This is a genomic window from Roseateles subflavus, from assembly GCF_030285365.1.
Taxonomy (GTDB): Bacteria; Pseudomonadota; Gammaproteobacteria; order Burkholderiales; family Burkholderiaceae_C; genus Roseateles_B; species Roseateles_B subflavus.
The window spans coordinates 414,118-437,798 of record NZ_JASVDS010000004.1 but is presented as its reverse complement, the minus strand read 5'-3'; the positions used below and the strand labels follow the sequence as shown (position 1 = coordinate 437,798).

At 67.7% G+C, this 23,681-nt stretch carries 20 protein-coding genes; 3 read left to right on the top strand and 17 right to left on the bottom strand.

What is annotated here, in order from left to right; all coding sequences use genetic code 11:
• Position 1 precedes the first annotated feature (1 nt).
• Together QRD43_RS16345 and kbl are read right to left on the bottom strand one after the other, a co-directional pair.
• Positions 2 to 955: an NAD-dependent epimerase/dehydratase family protein gene (locus QRD43_RS16345; protein ID WP_285983557.1), complete on the bottom strand. Its 954-nt coding sequence runs from the start codon at positions 953 to 955 to the stop codon at positions 2 to 4.
• Between the two features lie 44 nt (positions 956 to 999).
• Entirely contained in the window at positions 1,000 to 2,205 is a 1,206-nt protein-coding gene (gene kbl, locus QRD43_RS16340; protein WP_285983556.1) for a glycine C-acetyltransferase, read from the bottom strand.
• A 133-nt stretch (positions 2,206 to 2,338) separates the two neighbouring features.
• On the opposite strand from kbl, the gene QRD43_RS16335 reads away from it, so the two are divergent.
• Complete coding sequence (locus QRD43_RS16335; RefSeq protein WP_285983555.1) at positions 2,339 to 2,917, top strand: helix-turn-helix domain-containing protein; 579 nt, start codon at positions 2,339 to 2,341, stop codon at positions 2,915 to 2,917.
• A 21-nt stretch (positions 2,918 to 2,938) separates the two neighbouring features.
• On the opposite strand, the gene QRD43_RS16330 is transcribed toward QRD43_RS16335, so the two are convergent.
• Positions 2,939 to 4,195: a YihY family inner membrane protein gene (locus QRD43_RS16330; RefSeq protein ID WP_285983554.1), complete on the bottom strand. Its 1,257-nt coding sequence runs from the start codon at positions 4,193 to 4,195 to the stop codon at positions 2,939 to 2,941.
• A 9-nt stretch (positions 4,196 to 4,204) separates the two neighbouring features.
• On the opposite strand from QRD43_RS16330, the gene QRD43_RS16325 reads away from it, so the two are divergent.
• Complete coding sequence (locus QRD43_RS16325) at positions 4,205 to 4,630, top strand: DUF2069 domain-containing protein (protein ID WP_434063897.1); 426 nt, start codon at positions 4,205 to 4,207, stop codon at positions 4,628 to 4,630.
• Positions 4,631 to 6,067: an FAD-binding oxidoreductase gene (locus tag QRD43_RS16320; protein ID WP_285983552.1), complete on the top strand. Its 1,437-nt coding sequence runs from the start codon at positions 4,631 to 4,633 to the stop codon at positions 6,065 to 6,067. It begins immediately after the preceding gene.
• Between the two features lie 56 nt (positions 6,068 to 6,123).
• Here the strand turns inward: QRD43_RS16320 and QRD43_RS16315 are convergent, their stop codons facing one another.
• The 14 genes from QRD43_RS16315 to nuoF all read right to left on the bottom strand — a co-directional run bounded on the left by QRD43_RS16315 (position 6,124) and on the right by nuoF (position 23,677).
• Entirely contained in the window at positions 6,124 to 9,327 is a 3,204-nt protein-coding gene (locus QRD43_RS16315; protein WP_285983551.1) for an efflux RND transporter permease subunit, read from the bottom strand.
• A 26-nt stretch (positions 9,328 to 9,353) separates the two neighbouring features.
• Positions 9,354 to 10,526, bottom strand: a complete 1,173-nt coding sequence (locus tag QRD43_RS16310; protein WP_285983550.1) for an efflux RND transporter periplasmic adaptor subunit — start codon at positions 10,524 to 10,526, stop codon at positions 9,354 to 9,356.
• A gap of 166 nt (positions 10,527 to 10,692) precedes the next feature.
• Positions 10,693 to 11,274, bottom strand: coding sequence for a DUF1178 family protein (locus tag QRD43_RS16305; protein WP_285983549.1), 582 nt, complete (start codon positions 11,272 to 11,274; stop codon positions 10,693 to 10,695).
• A gap of 18 nt (positions 11,275 to 11,292) precedes the next feature.
• The gene (locus tag QRD43_RS16300) at positions 11,293 to 11,913 is read right to left on the bottom strand and encodes an NUDIX domain-containing protein (protein WP_285983548.1); all 621 of its coding nucleotides are present in this window, start codon (positions 11,911 to 11,913) and stop codon (positions 11,293 to 11,295) included.
• Positions 11,903 to 12,211 (bottom strand): DUF2818 family protein, encoded by a 309-nt coding sequence (locus tag QRD43_RS16295; protein ID WP_285983547.1) that lies wholly within the window; start codon positions 12,209 to 12,211, stop codon positions 11,903 to 11,905. The genes QRD43_RS16300 and QRD43_RS16295 overlap by 11 nt, the downstream gene beginning before the upstream one ends.
• An 11-nt stretch (positions 12,212 to 12,222) precedes the next feature.
• The gene (gene nuoN, locus QRD43_RS16290) at positions 12,223 to 13,701 is read right to left on the bottom strand and encodes an NADH-quinone oxidoreductase subunit NuoN (RefSeq protein ID WP_285983546.1); all 1,479 of its coding nucleotides are present in this window, start codon (positions 13,699 to 13,701) and stop codon (positions 12,223 to 12,225) included.
• Positions 13,702 to 13,716: 15 nt separating this feature from the next.
• Complete coding sequence (locus QRD43_RS16285) at positions 13,717 to 15,189, bottom strand: NADH-quinone oxidoreductase subunit M (RefSeq protein WP_285983545.1); 1,473 nt, start codon at positions 15,187 to 15,189, stop codon at positions 13,717 to 13,719.
• A gap of 21 nt (positions 15,190 to 15,210) precedes the next feature.
• Complete coding sequence (gene nuoL / locus QRD43_RS16280; protein ID WP_285983544.1) at positions 15,211 to 17,253, bottom strand: NADH-quinone oxidoreductase subunit L; 2,043 nt, start codon at positions 17,251 to 17,253, stop codon at positions 15,211 to 15,213.
• 26 nt (positions 17,254 to 17,279) lie between these two features.
• Positions 17,280 to 17,591 carry an NADH-quinone oxidoreductase subunit NuoK gene (nuoK, locus tag QRD43_RS16275; RefSeq protein ID WP_183104610.1) on the bottom strand — a complete coding sequence of 104 codons (312 nt, stop codon included), beginning with the start codon at positions 17,589 to 17,591 and terminating at the stop codon, positions 17,280 to 17,282.
• A complete protein-coding gene (locus QRD43_RS16270; protein ID WP_285983543.1) occupies positions 17,591 to 18,241 on the bottom strand; it encodes an NADH-quinone oxidoreductase subunit J in 651 nt (216 codons plus the stop codon). The genes nuoK and QRD43_RS16270 overlap by 1 nt, the downstream gene beginning before the upstream one ends.
• 159 nt (positions 18,242 to 18,400) lie before the next feature.
• Positions 18,401 to 18,883 carry an NADH-quinone oxidoreductase subunit NuoI gene (nuoI, locus tag QRD43_RS16265; RefSeq protein WP_285983542.1) on the bottom strand — a complete coding sequence of 161 codons (483 nt, stop codon included), beginning with the start codon at positions 18,881 to 18,883 and terminating at the stop codon, positions 18,401 to 18,403.
• A 6-nt stretch (positions 18,884 to 18,889) separates the two neighbouring features.
• On the bottom strand, positions 18,890 to 19,987 hold the full coding sequence (nuoH, locus tag QRD43_RS16260) for an NADH-quinone oxidoreductase subunit NuoH (RefSeq protein WP_285983541.1): 1,098 nt from the start codon (positions 19,985 to 19,987) through the stop codon (positions 18,890 to 18,892).
• A 4-nt stretch (positions 19,988 to 19,991) separates the two neighbouring features.
• The gene (gene nuoG / locus QRD43_RS16255) at positions 19,992 to 22,316 is read right to left on the bottom strand and encodes an NADH-quinone oxidoreductase subunit NuoG (protein WP_285983540.1); all 2,325 of its coding nucleotides are present in this window, start codon (positions 22,314 to 22,316) and stop codon (positions 19,992 to 19,994) included.
• A gap of 17 nt (positions 22,317 to 22,333) precedes the next feature.
• Positions 22,334 to 23,677: an NADH-quinone oxidoreductase subunit NuoF gene (nuoF, locus tag QRD43_RS16250; RefSeq protein ID WP_285983539.1), complete on the bottom strand. Its 1,344-nt coding sequence runs from the start codon at positions 23,675 to 23,677 to the stop codon at positions 22,334 to 22,336.
• Positions 23,678 to 23,681 lie beyond the last annotated feature (4 nt).

Below are 23,681 nucleotides of genomic sequence, written 5' to 3'. Positions count from 1 at the left end.
TTCAGGCCTGCAGCAGCGGCTTCAGGTTGACGAGCATGTCATCGACCATGGCCGAGAGGTCGAACTGCGGCTTCCAGCCCCAGTCGCGGCGGGCCACGCTGTCATCGATGGACTGCGGCCAGCTGGCGGCGATCTGCTGGCGGAAGTCGGGCGCGTAGCTGATCTCGAAGCCGGGAATGCGGCGGCGGATCTCCGCGGCGATCTCGGCCGGGGTGAAGCTGCAGCCGGCCAGGTTGTAGGAACCGCGCTCCGTGATGGCCTCGGCCGGGGCCTCCATCAGCTCGATGGTGGCGCGCAGGGCGTCGGGCATGTACATCATGGGCAAGGCCTGACCCTCCTCCAGGAAGCAGCTGTAGGTGCCGGTCTTGAGCGCGCTGTGGAAGATGTCCACGGCGTAGTCGGTGGTGCCGCCGCCGGGCGGGGTCTTGTAGCTGATCAGGCCCGGGTAGCGCAGGCTTCGCACGTCCACGCCGTGCTTGGCGTGGTACCAGGCACACCAGCGCTCGCCGGCCTGCTTGGAGATGCCGTAGACCGTGGTCGGGTCCATGACCGTGCTCTGCGGCGTCATCACGGCCGGCGTGCTGGGGCCGAAGGCCGCGATGGAGCTCGGCCAGAAGATGCGATCGAGCTTCTGCGTGCGGGCCAGCTCCAGCACATTGAGCAGGCCCTTCATGTTGAGATCCCAGGCCCACATCGGGTGCTTCTCGCCGGTGGCCGAGAGCGCCGCCGCCAGCAGGTAGATCTGCGTGATATCGTGGCGTTTGACCGCCGCGGCGACGGCCGCGCCGTCAGTCGCATCCAGCATCTCGTGCGTCAGCGACTTCACGCGGCCCTCGGGCGCGAGGTCGCTGGTGATGACGTTGGCGTTGCCGTGGCGCAGGGCCAGCTCCTGGGCCAGCTCGGTGCCGATCTGGCCATTGGCGCCGATGATGAGGATCTTGGTTTGGCGGCTCATGGGGCAGCTCTTTCTGTGGGGCGGGAACGGAGATGGGGCGGGCGTCAGGCCGGAATGAGGCCCAGCTCGCGGCCGGCCTGCGTGAACGCGGCAACGGCCTGCTCCAGGTGGTGGCGCTCATGCACGGCCGAGATCTGCACGCGGATGCGCGCCTGGCCCTTGGGCACCACGGGGAAGAAGAAGCCGACGGCGTAGACGCCCAGCTCCAGCAGGCGGGCGCTCAGCTGCTGCGCCTTGACGGCGTCGTAGACCATGATGGGCGTGATGGGGTGCGTGCCCGGCTTGATCTCGAAGCCGGCGGCCTGGATGGCCTCGCGGAAGTAGGCCGTGTTGGCCTCGAGCTTGTCGCGCAGCGCGGTCGAGCCTTCCAGGATGTCCAGCACGGCGATGGAGCCGCCCACGATGCTGGGCGCCACGGTGTTGGAGAACAGGTAGGGGCGCGAGCGCTGGCGCAGCAGCTCGATCACTTCCTTGCGACCGGTGGTGAAGCCGCCCGACGCGCCCCCCAGGGCCTTGCCCAGGGTGCCGGTGATGATGTCGATCTTGCCGAAGACGCCGCGATGCTCGTGCGTGCCGCGGCCGGTCTTGCCCAGGAAGCCGCTGGCATGGCATTCATCGATGCCCAGCAGCGCGCCGTAGCGGTCGCAGAGCTCGCGGATCTTGTCCAGCTGGGCGATGGTGCCGTCCATGGAGAAGACACCGTCGGTGAAGACCAGCTTGAAACGGGCGCCGGCGGCTTCGGCGGCCTGCAGCTGGGCCTCGAGGTCGGCGAGGTCGTTGTGCTTGTAGCGGAAGCGCTTGGCCTTGCACAGGCGGATGCCGTCGATGATGGAGGCGTGGTTGAGCTCGTCGCTGATGATGGCGTCCTGCTCGCCCAGCAGGGGCTCGAAGAGGCCGCCGTTGGCGTCAAAGGCCGCGGCGTAGAGGATGGTGTCCTCGGTGCCCAGGAAGCGCGCGATGCGCTGTTCCAGCGTCTTGTGGATGTCCTGCGTGCCGCAGATGAATCGAACGCTGGAGAGGCCGTAGCCATGGCTGCGCAGCGCTTCGTGGGCCGCCTCGATCACCTGCGGGTGGGAGGACAGGCCCAGGTAGTTGTTGGCGCAGAGGTTGATGACCTCGCGGCCATCGTTCGTCTGCACCACGGCGCCCTGGTGGCTCGTGATGACGCGCTCGCTCTTGAACAGGCCGGCTTCGCGGATGGACTGCAGCTCGTGGCGCAGGTGGGCGTAGAAGTCTTCAGCATTGGCCATGTTCGGTCTCCTGGGGCACAATCCGTTAAATCGAATTCAGTTCACTATATCGAACTTTCGTGCAGTATCTGGGAAATGCATCCCAGGGTCAAGTGAACGAACTCGCACAACCGGCATCTCTGAAGGTCGCTCCATGTCCGTCCCGCATCCTGACAGCCTCGAACCGCCGCGCGTCGGCGCCACCCTGCAGGCGCTGCGCCAGGCCCAGGGCCTGTCGCTGGACGAGCTCTCGCGCCGGGCGGGCGTGAGCAAGAGCATGCTCTCGCAGATCGAGAGAAACCAGGCCAATCCCACCGTCGCGGTGGTCTGGCGTCTGGCGAATGCGCTCCGGGTGGAGCTCTCGGAGCTGCTGGGCGGCGAGAAGCCGGCCGCGCCGGCCATCGAGGTGGTGCCGGCGCATGGCATTCCCGGCATGAGCAGCCCGGACGGCAAGTGCCTGCTGCGCATCCTCGGCCCCATCGACATGGCCGGCCAGTTCGAGTGGTACGAGCTGACCGTGCAGCCCGGCGGCGCGCTGGAATCAGGCGCGCATGAGCCCGGCTCGCGCGAGCACCTGAGCGTGCTGGCGGGTCAGCTGGAGATCTCGGCCGGCAACACCACCCAGAAGCTCAAGACGGGCGAGACGGCGCGCTACGCCGTCGATGGCCCGCACGCCATCCGCAACACGGGCAAGCAGGCCGCGACGGCGCTGCTGGTGGTCATCCACCCCTGACGGACGCCGCCCCAGACCCGCTCAAAGCAGCTCGGACAGGCGCACCCGCGTCCAGTCGCTGCGCGCCCACAGCAGGGCCAGCGACTCGGAGTGCTCGGCCAGCAGCTCCTTGATCAGCGGCCCGGCGGGCGTGTGGGTCGGCTCGCACAACAAGGTCAGGCGCTGGGCGCCCGCTTCCTCCAGGCGGCCGACCAGACTCATGGCGATCAGCGTGTCCACCACGGGTTCGAGCTGCAGGGCGTCCACGCGCAGGGCCGTGGCGAGGCCCAGGCTGCTGGCCCCGCCCTCCCCCGCGTCGCGCGCGCGGCGCAGCTCGCGGATGATTTCCAAGGCCAGCTCGAACGCCAGGCCCGGCGCGTCGTGGCGGCGCAGCATCTTGTGCGTGAGGGCCGGCGCGTTCGCGGCCAGGATCGCGCCCAGCAGCACGATGGCCCAGGCCACGTAGATCCAGATCAGGAAGATGGGCACCGTGGCAAAGGCGCCGTAGAGCGTGGAGAAGGTCGGCACCTGCTTCACATACCAGGCCAGCACGCCCTTGGCCAGCGTGAAGGCGATGGCCACGAAGACGCCGCCGAGGATGGCGTGCCGCCAGCGCACATGCGTGTTCGGCACGTAGTGGAAAAGCGCGGCCATGGCCGCGGCCAGCACCACCACATCCATGCTGTTGAGCACCACGGACAGGCCCTGGGGCAGCTTGTCCACCAGGCCCTGGCCGGACGAGATGGCGTAGCTGGTGAGCGTGAGGCTGCCGCCCAGCAGCAGCGGGCACAGCGTCATGGCCGCCCAGTACACCAGCACCCGCTGGGCGATGGGCCGCGGCTTCTTCACGCGCCAGATGGCATTGAGCGTGCGGTCGATGGTCAGCATCATCGCGCTGGCCGAGAAGCCCAGCGCGATCAGGCCGACTACGCCCAGCTTGTTGGCCTTGGCCGCGAACTGCGTCAGGGAGGCCAGCACCGGCTTGGCGATGTTCGGCGGGATCAGGCTCTTGAGGAAGTACTTCTCCAGTGCCACCTGGAAGGCCGAGAACATCGGGAAGGCGGTGAACAGGGCCAGCATCACCGTCAGCAGCGGCACGAGCGAGATCAGCGTGGTGAAGGTCAGGCTGCCCGCCGTGAGGCCCAGGCGCTCTTCCTTGAAACGCACCTTGAAGGTCTGCAGCGTCTGCATCCAGGGCCAGCTGACGAGCTCGTTGACGAACTCGTGGAACAGGGCGATGGGGTTGTAGCTGCCGCTTCCCTCGGCGCGGCGGTCGTTGTGACGGCTCTCTTCACTCATCTGGCTATGATGCCAGCCATGTCAAGCCATCCCACCGCACCCCTGCCTCCCACCGCGCGCACCGAGCCCAGCCGCGAGGAGGCCCTGTCCCGCAATCTGGCCTTCGGCGCGCTGCTGGCGCTCTTCGTGCTGTGCCTGGCGTGGGAGCTGTGGCTGGCCCCCGTGGGCCGCGGCACGCTGGCCATCAAAGCCCTGCCCTTGCTGGTCCCGCTGGCCGGCTTGTGGCGCTACCGGCTCTACACCTTCCGCTGGCTGAGCCTGCTGGTGTGGCTGTACGTGGCCGAGGGCCTGGTGCGTGCCACCAGTGACCGCGGGCTGTCCGTGGGGCTTGCCGTCCTGGAGGTGCTGCTGGGGGTGCTGATCTTCGTGGCCTGCTCGATGCAGGTGCGCCAGCGGCTGGCGGCGGCACGTCGGGCCAACGCCGCGGAGGCCTGAATGTCCGCCCCGGGCGATGCGGGCTTTCTCGACCGGGCGCGCCAGCTCCTCGGCGCCGATCAGCTGCTGACGGGGGACGGGCTCGAGGCCTACGAGCTGGACTGGCGCAAGCGCTACGCCGGCCGCGCGCTGGCGGTGGCAAGACCTGGCACCCCCGCCGAGGTGGCAGCGCTGGTCCGCCTGTGTGCCGAACACCGCGTGAGCCTGGTGCCCCAGGGCGGCAACACCGGCCTCGTGGGCGGCGGCGTGCCGGACGGCAGCGGCCGGCAGCTGCTGCTGTCCCTGCGCCGGCTGCGGCAGGTCCGCCAGGTCGATCGCGACAACCTCACCCTGTGCGCCGAAGCCGGCTGCCTGCTGGCCGAGGTCCAGGCGGCGGCCGGCGCGGCGGGGCTGCTGTTTCCGCTGAGTCTCGGGGCCGAGGGCAGCTGCACCATCGGCGGCAATCTCGCCACCAATGCCGGCGGCACGCAGGTGCTGCGCTATGGAAATGCCCGCGAGCTGTGCCTCGGCCTGGAGGTGGTCACGCCGCAGGGCGAGGTGTGGCACGGCCTCTGCGGCCTGCGCAAGGACAACACCGGCTACGACCTGCGTGACCTCTTCATCGGCAGCGAAGGCACGCTGGGCGTCATCACGGCGGCCACGCTGAAGCTGTTCCCCGCACCGCGGGCCACGATGACGGCCCTGGCGGCCTGTCCCACGCTCGACGCCGCCCTGGCGCTGCTGGGCCGGGCCCGCGCAGGCGCAGGCGCCACGCTGACGGGCTTTGAGCTGATCAGCCGCGCCTGCCTGCGCCTGGTGCAGCGCCACTTCCCTCAGATTCCCCAGCCGCTGCCCGACGATGCCGGCGCCCCCTGGGCGGTCTTGCTGGAGCTCTCCGATCACGAGGACGAGGCCCATGCCCGGCTGCTGCTGGAGCGCCTGCTCGGCGATGCCCTCGAGGCGGGCGAGGCCGTGGATGCCGCCGTCGCGCAGTCGCTCGCGCAGGCGCAGCAGCTCTGGCACCTGCGCGAGAGCATCCCGCTGGCGCAAAGCGAGGAAGGCCTCAACATCAAGCACGACATCGCGCTGCCCATCTCGGCCATTCCCGCCTTCGTGAAGGACTGCGAGGCCGCCCTGCAGGCGCACTGCCCCGGTGTGCGCCTCGTGTGCTTCGGGCACCTCGGCGACGGCAATCTGCACTTCAACGTGCAGGCGCCCGAGGGCCAGGACCCGGCCGCCTTCCTGCGCGAGCAGGAGCCGGCGATCAATGCGCTCGTCTACGACCGGGTGCTGCAGCGCGGCGGGTCGATCTCCGCCGAGCACGGCATCGGTCAGCTCAAGCGCGAGCAGCTGGCCGACAGCAAGGATCCGGTGGCGCTGCGCCTCATGCAGACCCTCAAGCAGGCGCTGGATCCCCTGGGCCTGATGAACCCGGGCCGGCTGCTCCGTCGCCCATGAAAAAAGCCCGGCACTGCCGGGCTTTCTCGTTCAGGGGCGCTCCCCCCGCGAAGCGGTCAGACGGCGGCCGGCGCGCGGCCGAGGCGCACGCGGTTCACGCCGCGCATCACGAGACGGTAGGCGAAGCGCACCAGCGTCAGGAAGGCCAGCACCTCGCCGCCGTTGAGCAGCACGGCGACCGCGGTGTTCCAGCGGGCCTCGCGCTCACGGAACTTGCGGAAGAAGCTGTCGCGCATGATCTCGATGCTGTCGTAGAAGCTCGGCACCATCAGCAGCGTGAGGAAGGTCGAGGTGATCGTGCCGCCGATGATGGCCACGGCCATCGGACGGTAGAACTCGCCGCCCTCGCCCACGCCGATGGCCACCGGCAGCATGCCGGCGATCAGCGCGAAGGTCGTCATCAGGATGGGGCGGAACCGCTTGCGGCCCGCATGCATCAGGGCCTCCTCGCGCGGCACGCCGGCCGCCTCTTCCTGGCGCGCGGCATCCAGCAGCAGGATGGCGTTCTTCGCCACGAGGCCCGCCAGCATGATGATGCCGATGAAGCTCATCAGGTTCAGCGTGCCCCCGGTCAGCAGCAGCGCCACGACCACGCCGATCAGCGACAGCGGCAGGGACAGCATCACGCCCATCGGCGCGGTGAAGCTGCCGAACTGCATCACGAGGATCAGGTACATCAGGCCGATGCCCGACACCAGGGCGATGCCCATGGCGCTGAACACCTCCTGCTGGTCCTTGGACGCGCCGGCCAGCTCGATGCCGTAGCCGGGCGGGAAGTTGATGGACTGGGCCAGCTTCTTGGCATCGGCCGTCACCTCGCCGGGCGAGCGGCCGTGGGCGTTGGCAGACACCGAGATCATGCGCTTGCCGTCGGCGTGCTGGATCTTGGCGGGGCCCTTGCCCATGGTCACGTCGGCGATCTGCTCCAGCGGCACCATCAGGCCCGTGCCGCTGACGGCGATGGGCAGGCGCTCGATGTTGCTGGCGTCCACGCGGTCCGAGGGCTGCAGCCGGATCGAGACGTCCCGCGTCTCGCCGCTCGGATCCACCCAGTCGCCCACCTCGACGCCGGCGAAGGCCACGCGCAGGGCGGTGGCGGCATCGCCCACGGAGATGCCGAGCGAGTTCGCCAGACCCCGGTTGAGCTCGATCTGCAGCTCGTCCTGCGGGTCCTGCTCGGACAGGCTCACGTCCACGGCGCCCGGCACATTGCGCAGCTTGGCCATGTAGTCCGTCGTGATCTCCATGAGCTTGCGCGAGTCAGCGCCGGAGAAGCGGATCTGCACCGGCTTCTGCGCCCCGTTGTTGAGGTCGTCCAGCACCACGTACTCGGCACCGACGAGACGGGCCACGCGCTCGCGCAGGTCGGCCGCGATGGCAGCGGCGTCACGCTTGCGGGTGCTCTTCTTGCCGATGTCGACGTAGATGCGGCCGCCGCTCGGGTTCACATAGGAGTTGGCGTGCTGGAACTCGGGCAGCTGGGCCGCGGCGGCCGAGCCGGCGGCCATCTTCAGGCGGGCGTACTCCAGGCTCGACGAGGCCGGCGTGCGGACCTCGATGGCGATGGTGCCGTAGTCGGAGGCCGGCAGGAAGCTCGAGCCGCCGAACTTGCTCTGCAGCACGATGGCCACCACGAAGCTGCTGAAGGCGAAGAAGGCCATCCAGCGGCGGTGATGCAGCGCCCAGGCGATCACGCGGCCGTAGCGGTCCGCCTGATGGTCGAACCAGATGTTGAAGCGCTCCAGGACCTTCGAGATCCCGTGCTTGGGCGCCTGGTGGTGGCCCGGAGGGTCGCCCCAGAAGGCCGAGAGCATCGGATCGAGCGTGAAGGAGATGAACAGGCTCACCAGCACCGAGGCCACGACGGTCAGGCCGAAGGGGCGGAACCATTCGCCGGACACGCCGGGCATGAAGGCCACGGGGATGAACACGGCGACGATGGAGAAGGTGGTGGCGGCCACGGCCAGGCCGATCTCCGCCGTGCCGTTGAGCGCCGCGGTGCGGCGGTCGGCGCCGCGTTCCATGTGGCGCACGATGTTCTCGCGCACCACGATGGCGTCGTCGATCAGCACGCCGATGGCCAGCGACAGCCCCAGCAGGCTCATGAAGTTCAGCGTGAAGCCGCACAGCCACACGGCGATGAAGGCCGCGACCACCGAGGTGGGCAGGCTCAGGGCCGTGATGAGCGTCGAGCGCCAGGAGTTCAGGAAGGCATAGACCACGAAGATGGTCAGGCCCGCGCCGAACACCAGCGCGTGGATCACGTTGTTCAGGCTGTCCTGGGCGTCCTTGCCGCCATCCTGCGTGACCTCCAGCTTGCTGCCCTTGGGCAGGGTCTTGTTGATCTCGTCGACCAGCTTGCGCACGGCATTGGCGACGTTGACGGTGGACGCGTCCCGCGTGCGGGTGACCGTGATGCCGACGTTGGGCTTGCCGTCCCGCACGGACAGGCCCGTCTGCTCCGCGAAGCCGTCCTGCACGGTGGCGACCTGGCCGAGGCGCACGAGCTCGCCGCCGCTGCGCTTCACCACGATCTGGTTGAACTCGACCGGCGACTCGATGCGGCCCAGCAGGCGGATGCTCTGGTCCTCCATCTGGCCGCGCACCTTGCCCACGGGGGCGCTGGTGTTCTGCGTGCGCAGCGCGTTGACGACCTCGGTCACCGACACGTTGAACTCACGCAGCTTCTGCGCATTCAGCAGCACCGACAGTTCGCGCTTGAGCGAGCCGTTCACGCCCACCGTGGCCACGCCGGAGATGGCGCGGAAGCGGTCGGCCAGCGTGTCCTCGGCCAGGCGCGAGATCTCCGCATGGCTCTGGCTGCTGGAGGACAGCGCCATCTGCATGATGGGCTGGGCGGAGGGGTCGATGCGCTGGAGCACGGGCTCGCGCATTTCCGTGGGCAGCTTGTGCCGCACCGCCGCGATCGCATTGCGGACCTCGTCGGCCGCCTCGATCATGTTCTTGTTGAAGTTGAAGATCAGCAGCAGCTGGGCGTAGCCCTCGCTTGCCGTGGAGCGCACCTCGGTCACGCCGGAGATGCTCTGCAGCGACTTCTCGATGCGGTTGATGATCTCGCGCTCCGCCGTCTCCGGCGAGGCGCCGGGATAGGAGATGCCCACGACGAGCAGCGGCTGCTCGACGTCCGGGATCTGGTTGACGCGCAGCTTGGACAGGGCCAGCAGGCCCATGGCCATCAAGCCGATGATGATCACGATCATCGCGATCGGCTTCTTGACCGAAAAATTCGACAGCAACATGGCTCAGGTCTCCTGGCGGGGGCCGATCACTGGCCCGAGGCCGCGCTGGCCGGGGCGGAGGCCGTCGGCGCCGGGGCGGCAGCCCGCTTCAGCTCCAGGGCCTGGCCGTCCTGCAGGGCGCTGCCCGGGTGGCGCAGGACCAGGTCGCCTGCCTTCAGGCCGGACTCGACCACGTACTGCCCCAGGCGCTCGTCCCGGGCACCCAGCTTCAGCGCCGTGCGGGCCAGCTTGCTGCCATCGACGCGCCATGCGAAGGCCTTGTCACCCTCGCGCTGCAGGGCGCCGTCGGTGAGCATCAGTGCGCTGGAGGTCTGCGTCTGCACCCGGCCTTCCGCGTACAGCCCGGCCACGCCCGGCTGCTGGGCGCCGGCGAAGTCCACCAGCAGTTCCACCTGGCGGGTGGCGGCATTGGCGGCCGGCGCGATGCGGCGCACCTTGCCCTCGAAGTCGGATTGCGCATAGCCGTTGACGCGGAAGAAGACCTTCTGGCCGAGCTTCAGCTCCGACATGCGGTCCGCCGTCACCAGGCCCTCGAAGCGCAGGCTGCGCGGGTCGATCACCTTGACCAGCTCCTTGCCGATCTGGGCGGTATCCCCGGGAGACACCTTGCGCTCGCTCACGATGCCGTCGAAAGGCGCGCGCACCTCGGTGCGCTGCAGTTGCTGGCGTGCGGTGACGACGCGGGCCCGTGCGGCGACGAGATCGCTCTGGGCGTTGTTGCGGCGGACCTCGGCGTCCTCCAGCCCCTGCATGGAGGTCATGCCCTGGCCCTGCAGCGTCTTCTGGCGCTGCAACTGGCGCTCGGCCTGCTCGAAGCTCTGGGCCGACGCGCGGGCGGCTTCCTCGGCGGAGGCCAGGCTGTCGCGGATGGCCGTGTCGTCCAGGCGCACGATCAGGTCGCCCTTGCGCACGGCCTCGCCGTTCTCCTTCAGCACCTGCAGCACCACGGCCGAGACCTCGGCACGCAGGTCGGCCTTGCGCTCGGGCTGGATGGTGCCGGTGATGACCGGACCGTTCGCGTGCTCGCTCAGGCCCATCTCGAGCACGTCTTCGGAGGCGAGCACCAGGGGCGCGGCGGCGGCCGCCTTGGGGGCGTCGCCCTTGGGACCCTTGCCGCAGGCGGTCAGGGCGGCGGCGGCGAGCACGAGCAGCGCCAGCGGGCGGCTCGTCAGGGGGAAGCGCGTCTTGTTCGAGGTCATGATGGCTTGCGAAAGGTCAATCGGCGGAGCATAGGGCCGCCTGGGGTTACATCCGCTGGTCATGGTGCCTCAGGTGTTCGCCCAGCGTCGCGCCCATGCGACGAATCGACAGACGGCAGGCACGCGTGGTTCGCCGGCGGACCTCAGGCGGTCGCGGCGTGGCGGCTCAGTGCAGGTCGCCGTCGGCGCCTTCCGGCAGGATCAGCGGCAGCAGCGGGATGCCTTCGTCCAGCAGCTCGCGGACTTCCTGCGGCGTGCTCTGCCCCCGGATCGCCCGGTCTTCGGCGTCGCCCTGGTGGATGCGGCGGGCTTCCTCGGCAAAGCGCTCTCCCACATCCTCGGCGGACCGGGCCAGCGCCCGCGCCACCTGGAGGTAGCGGGCCTGCAGCTGCTGCAGGGCGTGCTCGGCAGCGGCCTCGGACGTGACGGCCCCGCTGGGCGGCATGGGGAGGGGCGCCGGCCCCGCCAGATGGGGGGACGGGCCGGCGGACGTGCCCGCGGCCATCGGGCCGGACGGCGCCTCAGGCGGCCGGGACCCCGGTGCCGGCGCAGCGCCCTGCCCGGCCTTCTCCGCGCGCAGATGGGAGACGTTCAGGCGTGGCGCGCTCGGGCGCCGCTCGACCTGCTGACTGCCGCACAGCGGGCAGCTGAGCAGGCCGCGGCGCTGCTGGGACTCGCAGTCGTCGCCCGACGCGAACCAGCCTTCGAAGAGATGACCCGCAGCGCAGGCCAGGTTCAGCACCAGCATGGGAGCTCAGCAGAGGCGTCAGGCCTCGCCGGCCTGCCACGCCAGCGGCCAGGCGCCCTGCTGCCAGCGCTGCAGCCAGAGCAGGCCGATCAGCGTCTTGGCGTCCGTCACACGGCCGTCGCGGCAGGCGGCATCGAGTTCCTCGACGCTCATGGACAGGCACTCGACGAACTCGCCCTCGTCCAGCGCCGCCGGGCCCTCGATGAGGTCCCGGGCGAAGAGGATGTGGATGGCCTCGTCGGAGTAGGCGATGGCGTTGTGGAGCACGCCGGCATAGGCCCACTCGCGGGCACGGTAGCCGGTCTCCTCGCGCAGCTCGCGCCGCCCGCAGGCCAGCGGCGATTCCTGCGGATCGAGCTTGCCCGCCGGGAACTCCAGCATCACCTGCCCCATCGGGTGGCGGTACTGGCGCTCGAGCAGCAGGCGGCCGTCCCGCAGCAGCGGCACGACCATCACGGCGCCGGGGTGGCGGATGAATTCACGGGTGGCCTCGCGGCCACCGGGCAGGCGCACGGTGTCGCACTGCACCTTGAGGAAGCGGCCGTGGAAGACCTCCTCGCCTCGCAGGCGGGTCTCGACCAGGCCCGCGTCGCGGTCGTCGGCCGCGGGCAACCCTGGCGCGGCGCTGTCAGGCTTCATCGCGGTGACGCTTGAGGTAGCGCCAGACGAAGCCTGGGAAGGCCAGGGTCAGGAAGAGGCAGGCCGCCGCCGCGTAGAACTCCCAGCCCTGCGGCTGACGCTGCCCGGCACGGGCCTCGAGGGCGAAGCCCACGGCCAGGGTCAGCAGCGCGGCGAGCAGCAGCTCAAGAAGCCGCCACCAGCCGGACTTGCCGGCATCGCGCCGCCCGACGAGCAGGATGCGCTGGCTCAGGAACGGCGCGTTGGCGGCCAGCACGGCCACCAGCAGCACCAGCCAGGTGGCCGCGGACTGGTTCATCGATCAGGCGCTCAGTTCGCCAGCGTGCGCACGGCGAGGACGCACATCGTCAGCAGGCCGTCCGGCATCAGACCGAACAGGAGCACGGCGATGCCGTTCAGGGACATGACCAGACGGGCGTCGGCCGGGGCGCTCAGGGCGCCGCGCTCGGACGGCTCGTCGAAGAACATGACCTTGATGACGCGCAGGTAGTAGAACGCACCGATCAGCGACAGCAGCACGGCACCGATGGCCAGCTTGATGTACAGCGGATCGTTGGTGGCGACCATGGCCTGCAGCACGGCCAGCTTGGCGTAGAAGCCAGCGGTCGGCGGGATGCCGGCGAGCGAGAACATGAAGATCGTCATCACCAGCGCATACCAGGGGCTGCGCTTGGCCAGGCCGGCGAAGTCGGCAATCTGCTCGGCCTCGTGACCCTGGCGGGCCATCAGCATGATCAGGCCGAAGGTGCCCAGCGTGGTCAGGACATAGGTGATCACGTAGAACAGCGCCGAGCTGTAGGCGTTGGCCGCCGACAGCGTGTTGCCGTTGACCACGCCGGAGGCCAGGCCCAGCAGCATGAAGCCCATCTGCGCGATGGTCGAGTAGGCCAGCATGCGCTTGAGGTTGCTCTGGGCGATGGCGGCGAGGTTGCCGATCACCAGCGAGACCACGGCCAGCACCAGCAGCATCTGCTGCCAGTCCACGGCGCGGTCCAGCAGGCCGTCGACCAGCAGGCGCACGGTGATGCCGAAGGCCGCCAGCTTGGGGGCGCCGCCGATCAGCAGCGTCGCGGCCGTGGGCGCGCCCTGGTAGACGTCAGGCACCCACATGTGGAACGGCGCGGCGCCGAGCTTGAAGGCCAGGCCAGCGACGATGAACACCACGCCGAAGACCAGCACGGAGGGGTTCGGGGCGCCCGCATGGATCACCTGGAACACCGTCGGGATGTGCAGCGAACCGGTGGCCCCGTACATCATGGACATGCCGTACAGCAGGAAACCGCTGGCCAGCGCGCCCAGGACGAAGTACTTCATCGCGGCTTCGGTCGAGATGGCGTGGTCACGGCGCAGGGCCACCAGCGCATACAGCGACAGGCTCATCAGTTCCAGGCCGAGGTAGATGACCAGGAAGTTGTTGGCCGAGACCATGATGCTCACGCCCAGATAGGCCAGCAGGCTCAGCGTGAAGAGCTCGCCCTTGAGCATCTCGCGAGGCTCGGCATAGGGGCGCGCGTAGACCAGCGTGATCATGGTGGCCACGCCGGCAAAGGCCGCCAGCAGGTGGCTCATCGGATCGACCACCACCATGCCCTGCATGGCGTACACCTCGGCGCCGCCGAAGAAGGCGTTGAAGTGCAGCACGGACACCAGCGCCAGGCTGGCCTGCGTCAGCCAGTAGGTCGGGGTGCGACGCTCATCCTTGACGAAGAGGTCCACGAGCGCCACCAGGCAGGACAGGCCCAGCAGCAGGATCTCCGGGGTCACCGCATTCCAGTTCATGTCGTTCATTTTTCAGCGGCCCTCTTATTGCAGCTTGGACACGGCCACGTGCTTCAGCAGCTCGGTGACCGAGACGTGCATCACATCGGTGAAGGGCTTGGGATAGACACCCATCCACAGCACGGCCACGGCCAGCACCGCCAGCATCAGGAACTCGCGGCCGTTGATGTCGGTCAGGCCACGGACGTTGTCATTGGTGACGGCACCGAAGTAGACGCGCTTGTACATCCACAGGGTGTAGGCCGCACCGAACACCAGGGCGGTGGCGGCGATGGCGCCCAGCCAGAAGCTGTACTTCACCGTGCCGAGGATGACCATCCACTCGCCCACGAAGCCGCCGGTGGCCGGCAGGCCGCAGTTGGCCATGGCGAACAGCAGCGCGAAGGCCGCGAACTTGGGCATGGTGTTGACCACGCCGCCATAGGCCGAGATCTCACGCGAATGCACGCGGTCGTACAGCACGCCGATCGACAGGAACATGGCGCCCGACACGAAGCCGTGCGAGATCATCTGCACGAGGGCGCCCGAGACGCCCAGCTCGTTGAAGATGAAGAAGCCCAGGGTCACGAAGCCCATGTGCGCGATGGACGAGTAGGCCACCAGCTTCTTCATGTCCTTCTGGACCAGGGCCACGAGGCCGATGTACACGACGGCGATCAGCGACAGCGCGATGATGAACCAGGCGTACTCACGCGCGGCGTCCGGCGCGATGGGCATGGAGAAGCGCAGGAAGCCGTAGGCCCCCAGCTTCAGCATGATGGCGGCCAGCACCACGGAACCGCCGGTCGGCGCTTCCACGTGGGCGTCCGGCAGCCAGGTGTGCACCGGCCACATCGGCACCTTCACCGAGAAGGCGGCGAAGAAGGCGAAGAACAGCAGGGTCTGCGCATCGATCGGCAGCGGCAGCTTGTGCCAGGTCTGGATGTCGAAGCTGCCGCCGCTCTTCAGGTACAGGTAGATCAGCGCGATCAGCATCAGCAGCGAGCCGGCCAGCGTGTACAGGAAGAACTTGAAGGCCGCATAGACCCGGCGCGGGCCGCCCCAGACGCCGATGATGATGTACATCGGGATCAGGGTCGCCTCGAAGAACACGTAGAACAGCATCCCGTCCAGCGCCGAGAACACGCCGACCATCAGGCCGGACAGCACCAGGAAGGCGCCCATGTACTGGTTGACGCGGTTCTCGATGACCTCCCAGGCCGCCAGCACCACGATGATGGTGATGAAGGCCGTGAGCGGCACGAACCACATGGAGATGCCATCCACGCCGAGGTGGTAGTGGATGTTGAAACGCTCGATCCAGTAGAAGTTCTCCACGAACTGCATGGCAGCCGTGTCGACCTTGAAGCCGGTGATGAGCGGGAGGGTGACGGCAAAGCTCGCGATGGCGGCGACCAGGGCCAGCCAGCGCACCGTCTTGGCCTGGTCGTCGCGGCCCAGGGCCAGCAGGATCAGTCCGCTGACGATGGGCATCCAGATGGAAAGACTCAGCAACATTCTTTTTCTCCGTCTCCGTGCTCAGAGACCGGTCAGGGCCTTGAACTGAGGCGCGATGAACGGCCACAGCTGCCAGGTCATCAGGCCGATGACACCCAGGATCATCACCAGGGCGTACCAGTACAGGTGACCCGTCTGGACGCGGCGGACCAGGCCGGCAATGCCGCCCACGGTCTTGGCCGATCCATTGATGATCACGCCGTCGATCAGACCGGCATCCCCGCCCTTCCACAGGCCCACGCCGATGGCGCGGGCTGCGGCAGCGAGGATGTTCTCGTTGATCCAGTCCATGTAGTACTTGTTCTCGAGCACCTTGATCACCGGGGCCAGCACGCGGGCGATGGTGGCCGGGATCTGCGGAGCGACCATGTAGAACACATAGGCCGTCACCACGCCGCCCAGCGCCAGCCAGAACGGCAGCGTCTTCACGCCGTGCGTGGCCATGGCCACGGCGCCGTGGAACTCTTCCTTCAGCTCGCCCATGGCGTGGTGCACGTCATGGTTGATGAAGATGGCGTCCTTGAAGAAGTCGCCGAAGAGCATGGGCTCGATGGTGTAGAAGCCGATCAGCACCGAGGGGATGGCCAGCAGCACCAGCGGTGCCGTCACCACCCAGGGCGACTCGTGCGGCTCATGATGCGCGCCGTGGTCGTCGTGATGGTCGTGCTCACCCGGGAAGGGCTTGTGGTGGAAGTGCTCCTTGCCGTGGAAGACCAGGAAGTACATCCGGAAGCTGTAGAAGGCCGTCACGAAGACACCGATGATCACCGCGGCGTACGCGAAGTGCGCGGCCGGCAGGTGGCTGGCGTGCACGGCCTCGATGATCGAGTCCTTCGAGTAGAAGCCCGAGAAGAACGGCGTGCCGATCAGCGCCAGCGAACCCAGCAGCGAGGTGATCCACGTGATGGGCATGTACTTGCGCAGGCCGCCCATGTTGCGGATGTCCTGGTCATGGTGCATGCCGATGATCACGGAGCCGGCGCCGAGGAACAGCAGGGCCTTGAAGAAGGCGTGCGTCATCAGGTGGAACACGGCGACCGAGTAGGCGGAGGCGCCCAGGGCGACCGTCATGTAGCCCAGCTGCGACAGCGTCGAGTAGGCCACGACACGCTTGATGTCGTTCTGGATGATGCCCAGGAAGCCCATGAACAGCGCCGTGATGGCACCGATCACCATGATGAAGTTCAGTGCGGTGTCGGAGAGCTCGAACAGCGGGCTCATGCGCGAGACCATGAAGATGCCGGCCGTCACCATGGTGGCGGCGTGGATCAGCGCGGAGATGGGGGTCGGGCCTTCCATCGAGTCCGGCAGCCACACGTGCAGCGGGAACTGCGCCGACTTGCCCATCGCCCCGATGAACAGGCAGATGCAGGCCACGGTCAGCATCATCCAGTCACTGCCCCACAGCGGGGTCGGGAACTTGATCTGCGCGAGCTCGCCCGCCTTGGCGAAGGTCTCGGTGTAGTTCAGCGAGCCGCCATAGGCCACCAGCAGGCCGATGCCCAGGATGAAACCGAAGTCACCGACCCGGTTCACCAGGAAGGCCTTCATGTTGGCGAAGATCGCCGTCGGCTTGGTGTACCAGAAGCCGATCAGCAGGTACGACACCAGGCCCACCGCCTCCCAGCCGAAGAACAGCTGCAGCATGTTGTTGCTCATGACGAGCATCAGCATGGAGAAGGTGAACAGCGAGATGTAGGAGAAGAAGCGCTGGTAGCCGGGGTCCTCCTCCATGTAGCCGATGGTGTAGATGTGCACCATCAGCGACACGAAGGTCACCACGACCATCATCATGGCCGTCAGGCCGTCGACCAGGAAGCCGACTTCCATCTTGAGGCCGCCCAGCACCATCCATTCGTAGATGGTCTGGTTGAAGCGGGCGCCGTCCAGCACGCTGAAGAGCGTCATCACCGAGATCGCCAGGGCGATCGCCACCCCGAGGATGGTGACGGTGTGCGCGCCCTTGCGGCCCACTTGCTTGCCGAACAGGCCGGCCACGATGGCTCCGACCAGGGGGGCCATGGGCACCGCCAGCAGCATGTTCTGAGAGAGTTGTGCAGACATCTTGTTATCCCGTGCCTTGTGTCCGATCAGCCTTGCAGGGCGTCGAGTTCTTCCACATTGATGCTGGCGCGATTGCGGAACAGCACGACGAGGATGGCCAGGCCGATGGCGGACTCGGCGGCCGCCACGGTCAGGATGAAGAACACGAAGACCTGGCCGGCCATGTCACCCAGGTAGTGGGAGAAGGCCACGAAGTTCAGGTTGACCGCCAGCAGCATCAGCTCGATGGCCATCAGCAGCACGATCAGGTTCTTGCGATTCAGGAAGATGCCGATCACCGACAGCGCGAACAGGATCGCGCCAAGCGTCAGGAAATGGCCCAGAGTCAGCGCTGCCATCATGCGGCTCCCTTGTTGTCGGCCGCGGCGGCGGTCGTTGCTGCGGACGGGGCTTCGACCGTGGCCTGCACCTTCACGATGCGCAGACGGTCGGCCTTCTGGACCTTGACCTGCTCGGACGGGTCCTGCGAACGGCTGTCCTTGCGGCGGCGCAGCGTCAGCGCGATGGCGGCGATGATGGCCACCAGCAGCAGCACGGCGGCGATCTGCAGCGGGTACAGGTAGTTCGTGTAGATCTGGATGCCCAGCATCTTGGTGTTGCCCAGCTTCGCCGCCTCGGCGCTCAGCTCAGGCGCGGCCGTCAGGTTGAAGCCCGGCATCAGCACGGCGGCCATTTCCAGGGCGATCAGCGCGCCCACCAGCAGGGCCAGCGGCATGTGCTTCCAGAAGCCCTGGCGAACCTGGTCGGAGTTGATGTCCAGCATCATCACGACGAACAGGAACAGCACCATCACGGCGCCGATGTAGACCAGCACCAGCGTGATCGCCAGGAACTCGGCCTTGAGCAGCATCCAGATGCAGGAGGCGTTGAAGAAGGCCAGGATCAGGAAGAGCGCCGAATGCACGGTGCTCTTGGCCGTGATCACACGGAACGCGGAACCCAGCAGCACGGCTGAGAAGAGGTAGAACAGTGCGGTGGTGATGTCCATGGTGTTCCCACAAATTCGTTGACCCGAGGTATTCGCCTTTTGGCCGCCCGCCGGGCCGCCCCAAGGACGGCCGCGAGGCGGAGGTCGATGGCTGAAGGCCGTCGGCCTTCGGCGTCCCCTCGGGGGACCGATCAGGGCGTACTCGCCCTGATCGAGGGGTCAACGGAACTTGGCGTCGGCCTCCTTGCTGGCTGCGATCTGCTTCTCGTAGCGGTCACCCACGGCCAGCAGCATGTCCTTCGTGAAGTACAGGTCGCCGCGCTTTTCGCCGTGGTATTCGAAGATGTCGGTCTCGACGATCGAGTCCACCGGGCAGCTCTCCTCGCAGAAGCCGCAGAAGATGCACTTGGTCAGGTCGATGTCGTAGCGCGTGGTGCGGCGGCTGCCGTCCTCACGCACATCCGACTCGATGGTGATGGCCATCGCCGGGCACACGGCCTCGCAGAGCTTGCAGGCGATGCAGCGCTCTTCGCCGTTCTCGTAGCGGCGCAGCGCGTGCAGGCCACGGAAGCGGGGCGACAGCGGGGTCTTCTCTTCCGGGAACTGGACGGTGATGTTGCGCGACAGGAAATGACGGCCGGTCAGGGCCATGCCCTTGAACAGCTCGGTGAGCATGAAGCTCTTGATGAAGTGTTTGACCATGGCGGCTTACTTCCAGATGTTCAGCGGCGACTGGATCCACAGGCCGACGACGACCAGCCAGATCAAGGTCACGGGAATGAAGATCTTCCAGCCCAGACGCATGATCTGGTCATAGCGGAAGCGCGGGAAGGTCGCGCGCACCCACAGGAACATCGTGACGACGAAGAAGGTCTTGGCGAACAGCCAGAACCAGTTCCAGAAGGCCATCGTGTTCTGGAAGAACTGCGGCGTGTCCATGTGGAACAGGCTGAAGGAGACCGGCGCGCTCCAGCCACCCAGGAACATGACGACGGCCAGGGCCGACACCAGGATCATGTTGGCGTACTCGGCCAGGAAGAACATGGCGAAGGACATGCCGGAGTACTCGATCATGTGACCGGCCACGATTTCCGACTCGCCCTCGACCACGTCGAAGGGGTGGCGGTTCGTCTCGGCCAGGCCGGAGATGAAGTACACGACGAAGATGGGCAGCAGGGGCAGCCAGTTCCAGGACAGGAAGTTCACGCCCATCGAGGCGAAGGTGCCCTTCTCCTGCGAGGTGACGATGTCCGTCATGTTCATGCTGCCGGTGACCATCAGCACCACCACGAGCGCGAAGCCCATGGCGATTTCGTAGGACACCATCTGGGCCGAGGCGCGCAGCGCGCCCAGGAAGGCGTACTTCGAGTTCGAGGCCCAGCCGGCGATGATCACGCCGTACACCTCGAGCGAGGTGATGGCCATCAGGAACAGCAGGCCGGCGTTGACGTTCGCGACGGCGGCATCCGGGCCGAAGGGTACGACGGCCCACGCGGCCAGGGCCGGCATGATGGTCATGATCGGGCCGAGGAAGAACAGCCCGCGGTTGGCCGCGCTCGGGAGGATGATCTCCTTGAAGATCAGCTTCACGGCATCGGCGATGGGGGTCAGCAGGCCGTAGGGGCCGACGCGGTTCGGACCCGGACGGATCTGGGACCAGCCGATGGCCTTGCGTTCCCACAGGGTCAGGTAGGCCACGCAGAGCATCAGCGGTGCCACGACCGCGATGATCTTGAGCAGGCTCCAGACCACGGGCCAGAGTGCGCCCAGCAGGGAGGCGCCGGATTGGTAGAGGCTTTCGATCATCGCGTCACACCTTGGCAAGGGTCAGGCTGCCGAATGCGGCACCCAGGGCGGCGGTTTCCGGCAGGCCGGCGGGCACGCGCACCACGTTGGCGGGCAGCGTGGCGTCGAGCTTCGCCTTCAGGCGCGCGGAGCCGGCGCCGTCCTGGCTGACCTGCACGTCCGCGCCGTCGGCGAGACCCAGCTGGGCCCACAGGGCCTGGCTCACATGGGCCACGGCGGCGTTCTTCGCGTCGGTCGTCAGCTGCAGCGAGGTCGCGTGGCGGACCAGCGCGTCGGTCGCGTAGATCGGCACATCGGCGAGACGCTCGATGGCGGCAGCGCTGCCAAACTGCACGGCGGTGCCCGAGGCGTTGCTCAGGCGGCTCGACAGGTCGGCGTCCACGCCCAGCGCCTCGTTGCGGACCTGCTCGGAGCTGTCCTGGCCGAAGCCCGACAGGCCCAGCAGGCTGCCCAGCACACGCAGGATCTTCCAGCCCGGACGGGTCTCGCCCAGGGCCTTGGCGACGCCCACGAAGCTTTGCAGGCGGCCTTCCGCGTTGACGAAGGAGCCGGAGGTCTCGGTGAACGGGGCCGTCGGCAGCAGCACGTCGGCGTAGTCCATGCCGGACTTGAAGGGGCTCATCACCACGACCATCTCGGCGGCGTTGACGGCCTTCACCGCGGCGGCGGGGTTGGCGCTGTCCAGGGCCGGGTCGATGTTCAGCAGCAGCAGGGCCTTGGCAGGCTTGCTGGAGAGCAGCTCGCCGGCGTTGGCACCGCCCTGCCCCGGCAGCGCGCGGGCCAGCTGGGCACCCACCGTGTTGGCGGCGGCGCTCAGGTAGCCGACGGTGGCGCCGGTCTCGGTGGCGATCCAGTTCGCGAGGCTCAGCAGGCTGGCGGCCTGCGGATGCTCGGCGGCGGCATTGCCCAGCAGCACGGCCTTGCGCGTGCCGCCCAGCAGGCTGCTGGCGATGGCTTGCGCCTCGGCGGTGGCGCTGCCGGCGGCCGGGGCGCTCACGCCCTTGGCGGCAGCGATGGCGGCGGCGACGTTCGCCAGTTCCTGCACCCAGGCCGACGGTGCGGCGGTGATGCGGTTCGCGACCGGCAGCAGCCAGTCTTCAGCCGTGCCGTGCAGGGCCGACACCTGGGCGCCGTGACGGGCGGCCTGGCGCAGGCGCTGCGCGAACAGCGGGTGGTCCTTGCGCAGGAAGGAGCCGACGACGAAGGCGCGGTCCAGGGTGGACAGCGACGCGATCGACGTGCCCAGCCAGCGGGCGTGGCCCTCGGCGGCGGTGTTGTCGAAGGCGGCATGGCGCACGCGGTGGTCGATGCTCTGGCTGCCCAGGCCGCGGACCAGCTGGCCCAGCAGGAAGAGCTCTTCCACCGTGCTGTGGGCGGAACCCAGGGCGGCGATGCTGCCGGCGCCGTGCTGGTCCTTGATGGACTTCAGGCCGTTGGCGACGTACTCGAGCGCCACGGTCCAGTCGACGGCCTTCCACTGGCCGCCCTGCTTGATCATGGGCTGGGTGAGGCGCTGCTCGCTGTTCAGGGCCTCGTACGAGAAGCGGTCGCGGTCGGCGATCCAGCACTCGTTGACGTCCTCGTTCTCCAGCGGCACGACGCGCATGACCTGGTGGTTCTTGACCTGGACGATCAGGTTGGCGCCCGTGGAGTCATGCGGCGACACGCTCTTGCGGCGCGACAGTTCCCAGGTGCGGGCGCTGTAGCGGAAGGGCTTGCTGGTCAGCGCGCCGACCGGGCAGATGTCGATCATGTTGCCCGACAGCTCGGAGTCGACCGTGCGACCCACAAAGGTCTGGATCTCGCTGTGCTCGCCGCGGTGGGCCATGCCCAGTTCCATCTTGCCGGCGATCTCCTGGCCGAAGCGCACGCAGCGGGTGCAATGGATGCACCGGCTCATCTCTTCCATCGAGACCAGCGGGCCCACGTTCTTGTGGAAGACCACGCGCTTCTCTTCGGTGTAGCGGCTCTTGCTGCCACCGTAGCCGACGGCCAGATCCTGCAGCTGGCACTCACCGCCCTGGTCGCAGATGGGGCAATCCAGCGGGTGGTTGATCAGCAGGAACTCCATCACGCCCTGCTGGGCCTTGATGGCTTTCTCGCTCTTGGTGCGCACGATCATGCCCTGCGTGACCGGGGTCGCGCAGGCGGGCATGGGCTTCGGGGCCTTTTCCACGTCCACGAGGCACATGCGGCAGTTGGCCGCGATGGAGAGCTTCTTGTGGTAGCAGAAATGCGGGATGTAGGTGCCGGCCTTTTCAGCAGCATGCATGACCATGCTGCCTTCCTGGACCTCTACCTTCTTGCCGTCGAGTTCGATTTCAACCATGGTTCGTGTCCTGGCGTTCAGGCGGCTTTGGCGCCGGCCTGTTGTGCCTGTTCGATCTTCTGCACGAACTCGTGCTTGAAGTGCTTGATCATGGCGCGCACCGGCATGGCGGCGGCGTCGCCCAGGGCGCAGATGGTGCGGCCCTGGATGTTGTCGGCGACCGAGTTCAGCAGGTCGATGTCTTCCATGCGGCCCTGGCCGTGGTCGATGCGCTCGATCACACGGTGCATCCAGCCCGTGCCCTCGCGACAGGGCGTGCACTGGCCGCAGGACTCGTGGGCATAGAAGTAGGACAGACGCAGCAGGCTCGTCACCATGTCGCGCGTGTCGTCCATCACGATGACGGCGCCCGAGCCCAGCATGGAGCCGGCCTTGGCGATGGAGTCATAGTCCATCGTGCACTGCATCATCACGTCGGCCGGCAGCACCGGGGAGGACGAGCCGCCCGGGATCACGGCCTTGAGCTTGCGGCCGGTGCGCACGCCACCGGCGAGCTCCAGCAGCTTCTCGAAGGGCGTGCCCAGCGGAATCTCGTAGTTGCCGGGCTTGTTGACGTCCCCCGAGACCGAGAAGATCTTGGTCCCGCCGTTGTTGGGCTTGCCGATCTCGAGGTAGGGCTGGCCACCGTTGCGGATGATCCAGGGCACCGCCGCGAAGGTCTCGGTGTTGTTGATGGTCGTGGGCTTGCCGTACAGGCCGAAGCTCGCCGGGAACGGCGGCTTGAAGCGGGGCTGGCCCTTCTTGCCTTCCAGCGATTCCAGCAGCGCGGTCTCTTCACCGCAGATGTAGGCACCGAAACCGTGGTGGGCGTGCAGCTGGAACGAGAAGCCGGAGCCGAGGATGTTGTCACCCAGCAGGCCGGCCGCGCGGGCCTCTTCCAGGGCCGCCTCGAAGCGCTCGTAGACCTCGAAGATCTCGCCGTGGATGTAGTTGTAGCCGACCTTGATGCCCATGGCATACGCCGCGATCGCCATCCCTTCGATGACGATGTGCGGGTTGTACATGAGGATGTCGCGGTCCTTGCAGGTGCCCGGCTCGCCTTCGTCCGAGTTGCAGACGAGGTACTTCTGGCCCGGGAACTGGCGGGGCATGAAGCTCCACTTCAGGCCGGTCGGGAAGCCAGCGCCGCCGCGGCCGCGCAGGCCGGAGGTCTTGACTTCGGCGATGACCTGGTCGGGGGTCAGGCCTTCACCGCCGTCCTTGCCCAGGATCTTGCGCAGCGCTGCGTAGCCGCCACGGGCCTCGTAGTCCTTGATCGACCAGTTGCTGCCGTTCAGGTCGGCATAGATCTGCGGACCGATGTGGCGGTCATGGAAGCAGGTCTCGACGCCCTTGCTTTGAAACTTGGAGAGATCCAGCATGCTT